Raw genomic sequence first — 15467 nt, 5'->3', positions numbered from 1 at the left:
TCTTCAAGGATTCTCTTGATGTTCGCCTGGTTCCAGCGCCTTCTTCCCAAGCGCGGCAATTTCTTTGAACTATTTGACGCGCATGCGGCGGTGACGCTGAAGGCTGCGGAGGCCACCACCAAGATCTTCGCCGGTGACGGCGACATCGACGCGCTGATCGCCGAGGTGAAGGATTATGAGCACCAGGCCGACGATATCACCCGCACCGTGCTGCAGACCGTCCGCGTCACCTTCCTGACGCCGTTCGATCGCAGCGCGATCAGCGATCTAATCAACCGCATGGACGATGCGATCGACGCGATGGACGCGGCACTGACCGCAGTGAGCCTCTACGGCGTACGCAGCTTCGCGCCCGACATGCACGCCATGTCCAAGCTGATGCTGGAGGCGTCGCGCGTGTCGGTCGAGGCGATGCAATTGCTGCGGGATGTCGCGCGCAACGGCCCCCGCCTGCACACGCTGACGGAGCGACTGGTGCGGCTGGAGGGCGAGGTTGACGGCCTCCACGAACAGGGCCTGCGCCGCCTCTTCGAAAAGCATCACCATGAGGGCGGGGACGCGATGCAGTTCGTCGTCGACCGCGAAATCTACAAGCATCTCGAGAAGATCTCTGACGCGTTCGAGGACGTGGCGAACGAGATCGACGGCATCGTCATCGATCACGCCTGAGCGATCGCAGCCCCATGCATGAACTCGCGTTCCCGCTGCTCGTCGGCCTGATCCTCGTCGCGCTTGCGTTCGATTTTCTCAACGGGCTGCACGATGCAGCCAATTCCATCGCCACCGTCGTTGCCACGCGCCTGCTGTCGCCGGTGCAGGCGGTGGCCTTTGCCGCCTTCTTCAACTTCGCCGCCTATTTCGTCACCCTTGCCTTTCCCAGCTTGCATGCTGTTGCAGAAACGATCGGCAAGGGACTGATCGATCAGGATGTTGTCACGCCAGCCGTCATCTTCGGTGCGCTGGGCGGGGCGATGTTCTGGAACGTCGTGACGTGGCAGAAGGGTATCCCCTCATCGTCCAGCCACGCGCTGGTCGGCGGGCTGGTCGGTGCTGGCGTGACCCATGCCAGCGTGCACAGCATCCATGTCGGCGGGCTCACCAAGACCATGGTGGCCATCGTCGTGTCGCCGACGCTGGGCATGATCCTGGCGCTGCTGGTGATGCTGGCGAGCAGCTGGGCGCTGCGCCGCTATACCGCCCGCCAGGCGGAACGAACCTTCCGTTCGCTGCATCTCGTATCGTCGGCTGCCTATTCGCTGAGCCACGGGCTCAACGACGCGCAGAAGACGATGGGGATCATCACCGTGCTGCTGTATTCGACCGGCCAGCTGACCGGCGAGTTCGAAGTGCCGCACTGGGTGGCGATCAGCTGCTATGTCGCGATCGCGCTCGGCACCTTGTCGGGCGGGTGGAAGATCATCGAGACGATGGGCTCGCGGATCACCAAATTGTCGCAGCATCAGGGTTTTGCAGCCTCGACCGGCGGATCGATCGTGCTGTTCGCCGCCTCGGCGATGGGCATCCCGGTGTCGACCACCCACACCATCACGGGCGCGATCATCGGATCGGGCGTCGCACGCCGCACCTCCGCGGTGCGATGGGGCACGGCGAGCAACGTGGTGGTCGCGTGGATCATCACGATTCCGTGCTCGGCGATCGTTGGCAGCGCCTTTTATGGGCTTACGCTGCTGTTCTGATTATCGTTTAACCAAAACGACTTGCCTGCGCTTCGTGATGCGTTGGCATAAAAAAAGGGCTGCGCTTCCACCCGGGAGCGCGGCCCTTTTTCATCCACGGCTATTGGAGGAGCTTGGGCGCCTCACGCTGCAGCTTGTCGCGGATCTTGTCGGAGAACATGGCGAGGAACGCCGGCAATTCGAAGGTGGCGTGGACGTTGCTGTCGCTAACGTCGAGCCGGGCGCCGACGCGCTGCCCCAGACCCTCCACGGTGAAGGTCAGCGAATCGCCCTCCCAGCGATGTTCGGTGATCGCGCCGCCGGGAATGAAATCCGCCAGCTTGCCGAAGCTGCTGCCGATCCGCTGCTTGGCGGCGGCGGTGCCGAGCTGGTGCGGGATATCAACTTCGATCGGGGCGCTCATGCCGTGAACTCCGTGGCAAACAATTGGGCGTCGTCGGCAAACGCCTTGAACTCCAGCGCGTTACCGGAGGGATCGCGAAAGAACATCGTCGCCTGCTCGCCGGGCTGCCCCTTGAAGCGGACGTGCGGCGCGATCCCGAACGGCACCCCGGCCGCCTCAACCCGAGCGGCCAGCGCCTGCCAGTCCGCCATCGTCAGTACCACGCCGAAATGCGGCACGGGCACGTCATGCCCGTCGACAGGGTTGCTCGCGCCGGCCGGGCGCGCGGTATCGTCGAGATGGGCGACGATCTGATGCCCGCCGAGATCGAAGTCGATCCAGCGGTCGCTGGAGCGACCCTCGCGGCAACCGAGCACGCCGCCGTAGAAGGCACGCGCGGCGGCGAGATCATGGACCGGAAAGGCGAGGTGAAAGGGGCGCAGTGTCATGCGCGGTTGATACACTAACTGCGGCGCCAGCGGGAAGGGGGTGAGGGCGCCAGTGCTTCTGCGCGGTGAGCCGCCGCGCGTATCGCCTCTCCCCGCCGGGCGCATCATTTGGTAGCGGGACGGGCAATGATGTCCCTCCTCGATAAATATCCGCGGCTGGCCGCGCTGCTGTTGGGTGCGGCGGCAGCCTGTGGCTTTGCCCCGTTGCAGCTGTGGCCGCTGACCATTGCCGCGCTCTCGCTGCTGATCCTACTGGTGCATCGGGCGCCCACGCTGAAGGCAGCGCTGTGGCGCGGGTGGATGTTCGGGATGGGGCATTTCACGATCAATAACAATTGGTTCCAGCACGCCTTTACCTTCCAGGATGCGATGCCGGCGGAGCTTGGCTATGCTGCGCCGATCGCGCTGGCACTGTATCTCGCCGTCTATCCGGCGCTCGCCGCGGGGCTGGCGTGGAAGATGCGCGGGACCCGTGTGGACGCCGCCTATGTGCTGGCGTTCGCCGCGGCGTGGATCGTCGCCGAATGGCTGCGCAGCGTGATGTTCACCGGCTATGCCTGGGATCCGATCGGCGTGATCTGGGTGCCGGTGCAGCCGGTTGCGGCGCTGTCGGCCTGGGTCGGCACCTATGCCCTGTCGGGGCTGACCGTGCTGCTGGCGGGAAGCCTGCTGCTCCTGCCGCGTCGGCCGGCGCCGGTCGCCACTGCGCTGGCGGGATTTGCCGCACTGATCGCGGCGCAGCTGTTCAGCTATCGCGACGCGGACGGGCCAGTGGCGATCGACACGCCGCGGGTGCGGGTCGTGCAGCCGAACGTGCCGCAGGACCAGCGTGGGGAGAGCGACGGGGAGATGATGCTCGCCCGCCTGTCGGAGCTGTCGGGCCGGCCGGGCGAGGCGCCGCGGCTGATCCTGTGGCCGGAAGGCGTCATCCGCGACTATTTCGAGGATGGCTATCCCGACTATGTCTATGATGCCGATCCGTTCTGGCTCCGCTGGCGGATGGCGAAGCTGCTTGGCCCGCGGGACATCCTGCTGACTGGCGGCACGGCGCTCCAGTTCGACAAGGCGGGGACGGCGACCACCGCGACCAATTCGGTCTTTGCGATCGATCCGCGTGCGCGCATCCGCGGCCGCTACGACAAGGCGCATCTGGTGCCTTATGGCGAGTATCTGCCGATGCCCTGGCTGTTGAAGCCGCTCGGGCTGGCGCGACTGGTGCCGGGTTCGATGGACTTTGCCGAGGGGCCGGGGCCGCGCGCGCTGGAGGTGCCCGGCTTCGGGTCGATCGGGATGCAGATCTGCTACGAGATCATCTTCTCGGGCGAGGTGGTCGATCCGGCGCACCGGCCGCGGCTGATCTTCAATCCGTCCAACGATGCCTGGTTCGGCAGCTGGGGACCGCCGCAGCATCTGGCGCAGGCACGGTTGCGCGCGATCGAGGAAGGGCTGCCGGTCATTCGCGCCACCCCCAACGGCATTTCCGCCGTGATCGCCGCGGATGGCCGGCTGGTGAGCACGGTGCCGCATCAGAAGGCTGGCGCGATCGAGGTGGCGATTCCCGAGCCGCTGCCGCCGACCTTTTTCTCGCGGTGGGGCAACTGGCTGGCGGGGCTGACGGCGCTGCTGCTGGCGGGGGCAGCCATTGCCATCCGCCGCCGCCATCGGTAGAGCCATATAAAGCTATCTTTATATCCTTATCTCCCTCACCAGCTCAGGCGGAGTAACCATGCGCCAATCGTATCTGTTCACCAGCGAATCGGTTTCCGAGGGCCACCCGGACAAGGTCGCCGATCAGATCTCCGACGCGATCGTCGATCTGTTCCTGTCCAAGGACCCGGAGGCACGCATCGCCTGCGAGACGCTGACCACCACGCAGCTGGTCGTGCTGGCGGGCGAGATCCGCTGCAAGGGCGTGTACGAAAATGGCGAGTGGGTGCCGGGCGCCAAGGAAGAGATCGAGGCAACGGTCCGCAACACGGTGAAGCGCATCGGCTATGAGCAGGAGGGCTTCCACTGGGAGAGCTTCCGCTTCCAGAACAATCTGCACGGCCAGTCGGTGCAGATCGCGCAGGGTGTCGATGCGAGCGCGAGCAAGGACGAAGGCGCCGGCGACCAGGGCATCATGTTTGGCTTCGCCTGCGACGAGACGCCGGATCTCATGCCCGCGACGCTCTACTACAGCCACCGCATCCTGCAGCGCATGGCCGACGACCGTCACTCGGGCGCGGCACCGTTCCTGGAGCCGGACGCCAAGAGCCAGGTCACGCTGCGCTTCGAGGATGGCAAGCCCGTCGCCTGCACCGCGATCGTCGTTTCGACGCAGCATGCCGCCGGCTATGACAAGGGCGAGCAGGAAGCCGAGCTTCACGCTTATGTGAAGAAGGTGGTGGCCGATGTGCTGCCGGCAGAGCTGCTGTCCGACGCCACCGTCTATCACATCAACCCGACGGGCAGCTTCGAGATCGGCGGGCCGGACGGCGACGCTGGCCTCACCGGCCGCAAGATCATTGTCGATACGTACGGCGGCGCGAGCCCGCACGGCGGCGGCGCGTTCAGCGGCAAGGATCCGACCAAGGTCGATCGATCGGCGGCGTACATCACCCGCTATCTGGCGAAGAACATCGTCGCGGCGGGCCTTGCCAAGCGCTGCACGATCCAGCTGGCCTATGCCATCGGTGTCGCCAAGCCGCTGTCGCTCTATGTCGATACGCATGGCACCGGCACGGTGGGCGACGACAAGATCGAGGCGGCGATCGCGGGCATCGAGAAGCTGGGCGACCTGACGCCGCGCGGCATTCGCACGCACCTCGGCCTCAACAAGCCGATCTATGAGCGCAGCGCGGCCTATGGCCACTTCGGTCGTCAGGCCGAGGGTGACTTCTTCCCGTGGGAGAAGCTGGACCTGGTCGACGATCTGAAGGCGGCACTCGCCTAATGATCTGATGAGGGGGCTGCCGGGAACGGCGGCCCCTTTCTTCTAACCGGCGGAATATCGCCGGTCAGCTCGGATGCGCCTCCGCCTCGGCGAGCGCGCCCGCATCTTCCTTGGTCTGCCGCCGGCGATCGATGGCGCGTTCGCCCGCGTCGATCGCCAGGCCAGCGATCCTGTCGGCGATCCAGCCGATCCCGGCGCCCACCGCGACATCGCTGGGATAATGCGCGCCGCGCGGCAACTGCACCGCCGCGACGAACGCCGCGCCACCGCGCGCCGGCGCGGCATAGGTCGGGGCGGTGCGCGCGATCGCCTCCGCCACGCTGACCGCGCCCGCGGTGTGGCCCGATGGGAAGGAATTGAACTCGGTATCGTCGCTGCCGCTGCCGGCGCGCGCCTCATGCTCTCCATCCTTCAGCGCGCGGCGCGGGCGCGAGCGGTCGATCGCGCGTTTCAGCACCGTCTTGCCGGCGGTGGCGAGCGCATGGGCGAGCAGCATGCGCGTGCCGGTGCGAGTCACATCGCGCCGGCGCAGCATCAGGCCGACGCCGATCGTCGCGAGCGACAAGGCGACGAGTGGCGGCTGATCGGCGATCTCGCTCGCCTTGCCGGCCAGCGCGACGGGCGGGTGGTCGGCGGCCTTTGCCGTGGCGCCTATCGCGTCATGCTCTGCCTTGGCGAGATCACGCGCCTTCTTGTGCTTCTTTCCCATAGCGGGCGGAAAACGATGCGCGGGCCGCTTTGCTCCCGCCGCTCAGGACGCTATCGCGCCGGCCGATGAACGATCCCGCTACGATCCGTCGGCTTTATGGGCGCGCCCAGGGCCACAAGCTGCGCAAGGGCCAGGCCGCGCTGGTCGAGGAATTGCTACCGCGCGTTGCCGTGCCGGAGACGGGGCCGCTCGATGCGATGCGCCTGTTCGGTGACGATCGCCCGTTGCGGCTGGAGATCGGCTTTGGCGCGGGCGAGCATCTGGCCGGGCAGGCCGCGGCGGCGCCGGATACCGGCTTCATCGGCTGCGAGCCGTTCCTGAACGGGGTGGTGGGCGCGCTCGGCCATATCCGTGATGGCGCGCTGGAGAATGTGCGGCTGCACATGGGTGATGCGCTGGACGTGGTGGAGCGGTTGCGGGACCAGTCGCTCGACACCGTTTACCTGCTCCATCCCGATCCGTGGCGGAAGGCGCGCCATGCCAAGCGGCGGATGATGAACCACGGGCCGTTGGACCTGATCGCGTCCAAGCTGAAGCCTGGGGCTGAGTTCCGCCTCGGCACCGATGATCCGACCTATTGCCGCTGGTCGATGATGATCATGGCCCAGCGGACGGACTTCACCTGGCTGGCGCACCGGCCGGCGGATTTCCTGGAGCGCCCGGCGGACTGGCCCGAGACCCGCTATGAACGCAAGGCCCGGCGGCAGGGCCATGAGGTCTGGTACTTCCGCTACCGCCGCGCGGATTAACGCGAGGCGTGTGCGCTGCTGCCGGCTCCCGCCCCAGGCACATAGGCGTCGATCAGCGCGCCGACGTAATCGGGGTTCTGCGCGGTGAGATGTTCGTGCGGGCGCCCAGGCGCGTAGATGAAGCCGTGCACCGTATAGATCGTGCCGCCTAGGCCGTTCGAATCGCGGTACCAGACCTTCACCCGGCTCCAGTCATTCGCCTCACTGACGTCGAATACGGTGACATCCTGTTCGGCGTGGCCGCGCGTACCGTCGATGCGTGACCAATTGGCGTGGGTCAGCATCAGCACACGATCCTCGACGATCCGGCTGACCACGGCGACATGGCCGAGCGGAAGACGCGACTGACGCGCGAAGGCAATGACCGAGCCGACCTTCGGCTGATCGCCGCGCTTGTACCGACCGTGTGCCTGATCCCACCAGGTCCAGGCATCGCCATAGATCTGGATGCCTGACGCCTGGCGCGCGAAGGGCACGCATTGGCCATTATAGTCCAGCAGCGATCGCGCATGCGCGGGGGAGCCGAGGGCACAAACGAACGCTGCGACGAGAGCGAGGGGGGAGCGCTTCATCACGGGGCAAAAACTAACCGCCGTTTCTATGCGAGAGGTTGCGCAACATGGTTAACCAATGCCTTCCGGCCTCTCGTGCGCGGTGTTGCGAAGGCGTAACGATCACGCATTTTGTTCGCTGTCGCGAGCGCTAGAGGATGAAGGCGTCGCGACTCAGCCAATCGACCCCTTCGATGAGGATGGTGAAGTCCGCGCGGCCATCCCCGTCCACATCGCCCGACAGGATCGCGCCCGCGGCGCTGGAGTCGTAGCGCAGCTCGCCGGCCTGACCCGAAAATGCGTCCGTGCCCAGGAAGCGGAACGGATCGTCGGTCGCCGTGCTGATGTCCGCATCGATCGGCGACAGGCCGATCCGATCACCCTGACGCTGTGAGAAGTCTGCGATCGTGTCCTGGTCGCCCAGAGTGTCGGCGCGGAACAGGAACATGTCCGGCCCGCTGCCGCCAGTGAGGACGTCGTTGCCGCTGCCGCCGTCCAGCGTGTCGCGCCCCGTGCCGCCAAGCAGCCGGTCACCCCCCGCGCCGCCGATCAGGAGATCGTCGCCCGAGCCGCCCTCGATCCGGTCGGCACCGTCGCCGCCGTGCAGCGTGTCGTTGCCATTGTCGCCATGAAGGTGGTCGTCACCGGCGCCACCCTGGATCACGTCATGCCCAGCGCCTCCGTACAGCCGGTCCTGCTCGTCGGAGCCGATCATGCGATTGTCGAGTACATTGCCGTGGACGGTAAGGTCCCCCGCGGTGAGCCGTACGGTCTCTATATGCGCGGCCAGGGTGTAATCGACCGACGTCCAGACCGTGTCGTTGCCGCCGCCGGCGCGCTCGATCACCCGATCGCGCGACGAGGCGACGATATAGGTGTCGTCACCATTCCCGCCGTCCATCCGTGTCTGGCCCGCACCGCCGGTCAGGTGATCGTCTCCATCGCCGCCCAGGAGGATGCTGTCCCCCTTGGCCGCCGCCACTAGTCGATCGGCACCCGGCGTCCCCTCGATCGTGGTGACCGGGCCGGCGGGCGGCCGGGGGCCCGTTAGGTCGAGGAGGTCGGCGAGTCCTTCCGCCAGCACCGGCGATTCGGCCGCCATCGTGACCCAGTCGCCATGGCTGGCGAGCCAGGCGCCGATCAGCCCGGCTCCCTTGTCGAGGGCGGGCAAGGTCGCCTGATTGCCGGCCGGCGGCCATTTGGTGATGCCGTCGATGATATAGACCTGTGCCACGTTCCCCACGATTCGATCCACGTCGGACACACGAATCCAGGACGGCTGATCGAGATACCCCGCCACGACATTGTCGGTGAGCGACAGGCCGTCGGCGCGTTCCACATAGATGCCGTTGAACATCCCGCCGAGCACCAGATTGTCGGCGATGGTGACGTCGACATAGGGCCTGGCGCCATTCTCATCGCCCATGAAGATGCCCTGCACGGCCGCACCCGCCCCGCGAAGGATGATATTGTCGGTTATCGTAATCGCGCTGGCGCTGTTCGGTTGGTTCAGCGTCCAGAACTGGATGGCGTCGGGATGATCGCCGAATGCCGGGCGGAAGTTGGTGAAAAGATTATCGGAGACCACGATGTCCGATACGCCGCCGCCGCGCACACCGTCCGAGCGCAGGTCGTGGAAGTAGTTGCCGCGCACCGTCACCCCGACGCTGTCGAGCATGTTGATGCCGTGCCGCAGGTGAGTGAACTCCGACTGGGTAATCGAGATGTCGATGCTGTCCCGGATGATGAAGGCGTTGGTGTCGTAACCGCGCTCCCCCGGCGGACCGTGGACGAGGATCTGGTCGAACGCGACCTGCGCGGCCTGCCTCACCTCGAAACCGAACAGCCCGCCCGGCTCATGATCGGCCAGCACTAGATTGCGAAAGGTGATGTTCTCGACCCCGAACGCCTTCAGCCCCGTAAGCTGGGCGGGTCGCGCGGGATCGGCCGAGGTGATGATGACTTCACCGTCAAAGCGCAGATCGCGCAGGGCGACGCGATCGTAGCTGCCGGGGGCCAGCGCGATCACGTCTCCCGCACGTGCCGCGCCCGCGAGGCTCATCAACTCGGCGGCAGTGGATGCCATCAGGGTGGCCATAATGATCCTCTCGTTCATGCGTGCACGGACCCGGCGGGCTACTTTCCAGGCACGTCGCCAAGGCTAAGGGACGCGATCCGACTGCGTCGTGCGGCTTACCATGCCGTGTATATCCGGCGCCGCCGCTCAGTCAGTGCGGCGAGGCATAAAGCAAATGGCGCGCGGGCATGAATGGAGCCTCTGTTCTGGACCAGTAACCGGGGCAATTGATCCAGAACGGAGCGAGTAGTCCTGCGGAGGTGTTGAGCAACCGCTCCCTGGCTGTACCACGGTCGACACGCGCTGTTCTTCTGTTCGCTTGTCAGGGATGGTGGTCGATCAGGCGGCGCAGAAGCGGATGGCGATCAACGGCAGGATTCATCCGGCCGGGCAGGAGCGGGCGGCATGCAGACGATGCGACGTTGGATCATGGCGACAGCCTTGGCTGGGGCCACGCTGTGCTCGCTGGCGCCGTCGTCGGTGGCGGCTCAGGCGAGGAATGACGCCGCGGCCGTCACGCGGGAGGGGACGACGTCGCCGGTGGCGGCTGCTCCCGCCGCGACTGGCTACCTCCTTGGCACTGGAGACGTGATCGAGACGGCGGTGCTGGGCCGCAGCGACTTTACCGCGCGGGTTCAGGTGCAGGAGGATGGCACGGTCCAGCTGCCCTTCGTGAACAGCGTTCCGGCGGCTGGGCGCAGTGTGCTGGAGCTGCGCGATGATCTGCGCGCGCGCCTGCAGCAGGGCGGTTTTCTGGAAAACCCGGCGGTCAGCGTGATGGTGGCCAGCTACGGCAGCCGATATGTCACGGTGCTGGGGCAGGTGAACCAGCCAGGGGTGGTGCCGATCGACCGCGCCTATCGCCTGACGGAGATTGTCGCGCGGGCCGGCGGGCCCAGCGACAAGGCGGCGGACGCAGTAACGCTGACCCGCCCGGACGGTTCGTCCCGTGCGCTGTCGCTGCGGACGCTCGCGACCAGCGCGGTCAGCGATGATCCGACGGTGGAATCGGGCGACAAGGTGTTCGTCGCCGCGCCTGCCACCTTCTTCATCTACGGGCAGGTCAATGCGCCCGGCAGCTACCCGATCGATCGGCCGCTGACTGTGGAAATGGCGTTGGCGCGGAGCGGCGGCCTTACGCCGCTTGGCTCGGTGCGGCGGGTGAAGCTGGTTCGCGGGGGCAGTGAGACGAAGGTGGCGCTGAGCGAGAATTTGCGTCCCGACGATGTGCTGGTCGTCGGCGAGCGGTTTTTCTGAGGCCCCTATGCGACCGCAACAGATCCTTCGCATGCTTCAGGCGCGCTACTGGTTGATCGTGCTGCTCGCCGTGATCGGTGCGGTGGCCGGGCTGATCGCCGCGCGGCAGATTCCCAAACGCTACGAGGCGCGGTCCCGCGTGGTCGTCGACCTGCTGCGCGCCGACCCGGTGACCGGGCAGGCGCTTCCGCCCAAGACGATGGAGGCCTTTCTGGCCGCGCAGGTCGAATTGATCCGTGACCCCCGGGTTACGCGGCGGGTGGCGGACCAGTTCGGGTGGACGCAATCGCCCGAGCTGCGCGCGAAACATGCCGCGGCGCAAGCCGCGGGGTCCCGGGCGGGGCTGCGCGACTGGCTGGCGGAACAGGCGTCGGCCAGCACCAGTGCCGAGCTGATCCGCGGTAGTCCGATCCTCGAGATCGCCTATGTGTCCGCCGTGCCCGAGACCGCGCGGCGCGGCGCGGACGCGGTGCGCGAGGCGTTTCTGGCGGAGGCGCTCGACAGCAAGCGGCGTGACGCGGCGCAGAACGCCGGCTGGTTCGCGGGGCAGGCGGCGTCGCTCAAGGCGCGCCTGGCCGCTGCCGAGGAGCGCAAGGCCGCGTTCGAGCGGGCGAACAACATCGTGCTGGAGGATGACAATATCGACGCAGAGTCGTCCAAGCTGCGCGCGCTGGCCAGCAGCGCGCCAGCAGCGGTCGCGGCCATTGCCACCGGGCCGGTGGTGGCACCGTCGGCCGGGCAATTAGCGCAGGTCGATGCCCAGCTTGCGGCGGCGCGCCAGACGCTGGGCGTGAACCATCCGGAGATGGTGGCGCTCCAGCGGCAACGCGGCGCACTTGCGGCCGCGGTCGCGCGAGAAATGGGCAGCATGCGTGGTGGGTCGGAATCATCGGGCAATCGTCAGGCGGCGGAGTTCGGCGCCCAGACGCAGAAGGTGCTGGCGCAGCGCGGAATGGTGGATGCGGCACGGCGGCTCGCCGGTGATGTTGTCGTGCTTCGCGAGCAAGTGGCCAAGACGATGCAGCGCGCGGCCGATTTCGAGCTCCAGGCGCAATCGACCGATGCCGGGTTCAGCCGGCTTGGGGCTGCGGCGACCCCCCGCTCGCCGATCAATCCGCCGCGCTGGATGCTGGTGCTGGCCGGCAGCATCGCAGGGATGATCCTGGGCGCAGTTCTGGCGATTGCCGCCGAATTGTTCGCCCGGCGGGTGCGCGGGGCGGAGGATCTGCAGCAGATCGACGGGTTGCCCCTGATCGGGATGCTGGATCTGCCGCGCCCGACGGCGACCGCCGGATGGCGCGGCCTGTTTGCACGGCCGCAGCGCGCATGGTGACGGCCGCCGCCTCGGGCGCTCCCCCCGCTGCTCGCCAAGGCATGAAGGCAGTCACGCACGGCGAAGAGCGCGCGGAGATTTCTCCGGGCGGGGCGCGATAGGGCGGAGCGCCGGAATGACCAAGGGCGATCGTTCGGCTCATCGGCGCGACGCCGAAGGCGATGGGGGAAGAAGCGACATGGACGCTCAAACGATGACGGTGCCGGCAGCCAACGGAATGGACCACCGCCCTTCGGCACAGGCGCTTGCGAGCGAGGCGACTGCGCTGAACGTCGCTGATCACCGAGTGGCGGGACGGGAGGAGGCTGGCGTCCGCGGGGAGGCGGGCGGCGGACAGGACCATGAAGTGGAGGGCGACCGTCCCTTGGCGCAATCGGCCGTCTCCACCTCTGCTTCAGTGCCCGCTGCTGCTGCTACCGCGATGGGCCCGACGGAGGACGGCAGGGCCGATGCCGAGGCCAGGGGGGGCGAGCACGAGAAGGTGTCTGCTGACGATGCTTCGGAGCCGCCAGTCCGGGGCACGTTTGACTACAGCTTTTCCCGACGCATCGCTTGCCTTTCCGAGCCCGCCGGCGTGGCGGCACGGGGATATCGCGCCCTCCAGACGCATCTGCTCGCCGGCCATGTGCGCGATGGACGGCGGGGATTGGCGGTATGTGCGCCCACGCCGGCCTGCGGCTGCACCAGCGTGGCGGTGAACCTCGCGGTGGCCTTTGCCCAGGCCGGGATCAACACGCTGCTGATCGACGCCAATCTGCACCGCCCGGCAGTGCAGGACTTCATCCGCCCGGAGCAGCCCGCACGCGGTCTGGTGCAGATGCTGTCCGTTGGGGCCGAGCAGCGATCCGACGAGATCCGGCGAGAGGTGCGCCCCAACCTGTCGGTGCTCTATGCCGGTGGCGCATCACCGCGCGCGCACGATCTGATCGCCAGCCGCCTTTTCAAGCAGATCATCGATGACTGCATGCGCGCCTATGAGTTCACCATCGTCGACACCCCCGCAACCGACGGCAGCAGCGACGCGCGGCAGATCGCGATGGGCGTTCGCTACGGCCTGATCGTTGCGCGGCGCGACATGACATTGCTCACCGACGTCCATCGCACGGTGGCCGAACTCTCGAGCGATCGCGTGCGACTGGTCGGGAGCTTTCTCGCCGCGTTTTGACCAAGTGCGGGTTCGGGAGCAGCGGCTACCGGATTGGTGACCGTCAGAAGATGCGGCAGACCAGCACCGTACGGCGCGACCAAACGAAGCGACATTGGTCATAGATCAGGAAGCGTCAGAACGATGTTGGCGAGTGGCAAAGCTTAGGGTCAGGACCCATTGATATGAGCGTCGCGATCTGATTCAGGCTCCGCGAGGAGACCGGGATGAGCGACCTGTTTTGGCTAACGGATGAGCAGATGGAGCGGCTGCGGCCGTTCTTTCCGAAGAGCCACGGCAAGCCTCGAGTGGATGACCGGCGGGTGCTGAGCGGCATCGTGTTCGTCAACCGCAACGGGCTGCGCTGGCGCGATGCTCCTGGCGCGTACGGCCCGCACAAGACGCTGTACAACCGCTGGAAGCGCTGGGGTGAGGCAGGCGTGTTCACGCGCATCATGGAAGGTCTGGCTGCGGTGGGCGCGGAACCCAAAACGGTGATGATCGACGCGACCTACCTGAAGGCGCACCGCACGGCATCGAGCCTGCGGGTAAAAAGGGGGATCTCGGCCGCCTGATCGGACGCACGAAAGGCGGCATGAACACCAAGCTCCATACCGTCGCCGACGCGAACGGTCGCCCCTTGAGCTTCTTCATGACCGCCGGTCAGGTCAGCGACTACACCGGTGCGGCCGCGCTGCTGGACGACCTGCCAAAAACGCAGTGGCTGCTCGGCGACCGCGGCTACGACGCCGACTGGTTCAGGGACGCTCTTCAGGCCAAGGGCATCCAGCCTTGCATCCCAGGCCGCAGGTCGCGCAACGAGCCCGCCCGGTACGATAAGCGCCGCTATCGGCGTCGCAGCCGCATCGAGATCATGTTCGGCCGCCTCAACGACTGGCGCCGCGTCGCCACCCGCTACGATCGCTGCCCTACGGCCTTCTTCTCCGCCATCGCCCTCGCTGCCACCGTCATCTTCTGGCTGTGATCAACGAGTCCTGACCCTAAGCAAGCGGTTGGCTGCCGCACGTAGCAGGGTCAGCACATGTCAGGCCGCGTTGCGCCGATTATGATGATGAGGCGCCAAACTCAACCCTCTATTCGCTGGGCCAAAGAATCAGAAAATCTGGAATCATAAGATTAGGCCTTTTGCACAAGCAAAAGCCACTAGGACAAGAGTCGGAAGGCGGATGCGCCATATCGCGAGAGCTATCAGTGCTTTCCAATGATGACCCGAAGCGGTGAAGAGTCTTACCGTTTCAACCTTCGCGGAGCGGCGGGACCGGCCAGCTATCAGACTATGGTATTGCCACATGCTTCACTTATGCAGCCAATGTAGAGCCCCGACCAAGCGGGGAGTGTATAACAGACTCTACATATAGCCTTGGTGACGCCCCGCGATGACTATGGGTGCGGAACTCGACGAGGCTTCTCAGCGCAGCGATCTACGGCCCTTTGTCATCATTCGCGGAAGCACGGGAGCGATTCGATGACCCCCGTTCAATGACTCTGATCGCACGCGCTGGCAGCGATGCGCAGCTGCGATCTGCCAAAAATAGACTGAGCGGCGTGTCGAGCTTCACCTGACCCGAGAGAAGGTCGCCAACGTTCTTTGCTTCCCCAAACGGTGGCTGTCGCAGCCTCTCCCGCAGCTTCGGCGGCTTTGCCAGAATGCAAGCAGAGACATCGCTGCCTCGCGCGCTGTCGTGACGCTCCGTCCGGCTGAAAGCCGAAGGTTTCGGTTAGAGCAGCCGCTCAAAATCGTGACCGCCTCGTGACTTTGATGTCGAGGCATCATGGTGAAGCAGACAAACGGCGCGGTCGACCGCGTTGGCGGCAGGCGTGCCTCAGGACGCGGTTGGGGATCAATTGTGACCAGCACCGAAGCGATCAGCGGGGTTTGGTAATACTGCGGTCAGCAGGCAGGACCGATCACGTCGCTCTGCTTATAGTTCGAGACAACAGATAAACCTGCGCCCGCACATACGTCCGTGGCCAAGACCGTGGCACGAGCCAGAAGGCTCGGCGGAGCGACGGCGTTTTCAGCTCCGATCCCGGTTGAGCGCTCTTATCGGCTGACGAGACAACGCTCCCGCTGCGCAAGTACCCGGCATCTTTCCGTGAAAGCGTCCGATGTGCGGGGCGACGCACGACCCGGCGCAACATTCAGCCGGGCGCAACCAAGGC

At 66.2% G+C, this 15467-nt stretch carries 14 protein-coding genes; 9 read left to right on the top strand and 5 right to left on the bottom strand.

What is annotated here, in order from left to right; genetic code table 11:
• The first annotated feature begins 18 nt into the window (after positions 1–18).
• Positions 19–669, top strand: a complete 651-nt coding sequence (locus L8F96_RS09195) for a DUF47 domain-containing protein (protein WP_046411064.1) — start codon at positions 19–21, stop codon at positions 667–669.
• A 14-nt stretch (positions 670–683) separates the two neighbouring features.
• Positions 684–1697 carry an inorganic phosphate transporter gene (locus L8F96_RS09190; RefSeq protein WP_046411063.1) on the top strand — a complete coding sequence of 338 codons (1014 nt, stop codon included), beginning with the start codon at positions 684–686 and terminating at the stop codon, positions 1695–1697.
• Positions 1698–1797: 100 nt separating this feature from the next.
• Here L8F96_RS09190 and L8F96_RS09185 read toward each other — a convergent pair whose 3' ends face one another.
• Both L8F96_RS09185 and L8F96_RS09180 read right to left on the bottom strand, forming a co-directional pair.
• Positions 1798–2100, bottom strand: a complete 303-nt coding sequence (locus L8F96_RS09185; protein ID WP_125945823.1) for a polyhydroxyalkanoic acid system family protein — start codon at positions 2098–2100, stop codon at positions 1798–1800.
• Positions 2097–2528, bottom strand: a complete 432-nt coding sequence (locus tag L8F96_RS09180; protein ID WP_296218430.1) for a VOC family protein — start codon at positions 2526–2528, stop codon at positions 2097–2099. Before L8F96_RS09180 ends, L8F96_RS09185 begins: the two co-directional genes overlap by 4 nt.
• Positions 2529–2654: 126 nt before the next feature.
• Here L8F96_RS09180 and lnt point away from each other — a divergent pair, with 126 nt between their 5' ends.
• Together lnt and metK are read left to right on the top strand one after the other, a co-directional pair.
• Complete coding sequence (lnt, locus tag L8F96_RS09175) at positions 2655–4196, top strand: apolipoprotein N-acyltransferase (protein WP_417158955.1); 1542 nt, start codon at positions 2655–2657, stop codon at positions 4194–4196.
• A 58-nt stretch (positions 4197–4254) separates the two neighbouring features.
• Positions 4255–5463, top strand: coding sequence for a methionine adenosyltransferase (gene metK, locus L8F96_RS09170; RefSeq protein ID WP_334655828.1), 1209 nt, complete (start codon positions 4255–4257; stop codon positions 5461–5463).
• Positions 5464–5527: 64 nt separating this feature from the next.
• Here metK and L8F96_RS09165 read toward each other — a convergent pair whose 3' ends face one another.
• On the bottom strand, positions 5528–6172 hold the full coding sequence (locus tag L8F96_RS09165; RefSeq protein ID WP_334655827.1) for a phosphatase PAP2 family protein: 645 nt from the start codon (positions 6170–6172) through the stop codon (positions 5528–5530).
• 65 nt (positions 6173–6237) lie between these two features.
• Here L8F96_RS09165 and trmB point away from each other — a divergent pair, with 65 nt between their 5' ends.
• Complete coding sequence (gene trmB / locus L8F96_RS09160; RefSeq protein ID WP_334655826.1) at positions 6238–6921, top strand: tRNA (guanine(46)-N(7))-methyltransferase TrmB; 684 nt, start codon at positions 6238–6240, stop codon at positions 6919–6921.
• On the opposite strand, the gene L8F96_RS09155 is transcribed toward trmB, so the two are convergent.
• Both L8F96_RS09155 and L8F96_RS09150 read right to left on the bottom strand, forming a co-directional pair.
• Entirely contained in the window at positions 6918–7493 is a 576-nt protein-coding gene (locus L8F96_RS09155; protein WP_046411055.1) for a CHAP domain-containing protein, read from the bottom strand. The genes trmB and L8F96_RS09155 overlap by 4 nt on opposite strands.
• Positions 7494–7623: 130 nt before the next feature.
• Positions 7624–9570 carry a right-handed parallel beta-helix repeat-containing protein gene (locus L8F96_RS09150; RefSeq protein ID WP_334655825.1) on the bottom strand — a complete coding sequence of 649 codons (1947 nt, stop codon included), beginning with the start codon at positions 9568–9570 and terminating at the stop codon, positions 7624–7626.
• Between the two features lie 384 nt (positions 9571–9954).
• Between L8F96_RS09150 and L8F96_RS09145 the strand changes: the two genes are divergently transcribed.
• From L8F96_RS09145 to L8F96_RS09130, 4 genes are all read left to right on the top strand, one after another.
• Positions 9955–10806 carry a polysaccharide biosynthesis/export family protein gene (locus L8F96_RS09145; RefSeq protein WP_334655824.1) on the top strand — a complete coding sequence of 284 codons (852 nt, stop codon included), beginning with the start codon at positions 9955–9957 and terminating at the stop codon, positions 10804–10806.
• A 31-nt stretch (positions 10807–10837) separates the two neighbouring features.
• Complete coding sequence (locus L8F96_RS09140) at positions 10838–12139, top strand: GumC family protein (protein ID WP_334655823.1); 1302 nt, start codon at positions 10838–10840, stop codon at positions 12137–12139.
• Positions 12140–12317: 178 nt separating this feature from the next.
• Entirely contained in the window at positions 12318–13304 is a 987-nt protein-coding gene (locus L8F96_RS09135) for a CpsD/CapB family tyrosine-protein kinase (protein WP_125945814.1), read from the top strand.
• 206 nt (positions 13305–13510) lie between these two features.
• A protein-coding gene (locus L8F96_RS09130) for an IS5 family transposase (RefSeq protein ID WP_334655822.1) occupies positions 13511–14268 on the top strand; the annotation gives its coding sequence in 2 pieces (ribosomal slippage) (positions 13511–13844 and positions 13844–14268; 759 coding nt in all).
• Positions 14269–15467: the final 1199 nt, after the last annotated feature.

Source organism: Sphingomonas panaciterrae, assembly GCF_036890205.1.
Taxonomy (GTDB): Bacteria; Pseudomonadota; Alphaproteobacteria; order Sphingomonadales; family Sphingomonadaceae; genus Sphingomonas; species Sphingomonas panaciterrae.
This window is presented reverse-complemented; position numbering and strand designations above follow the sequence as displayed.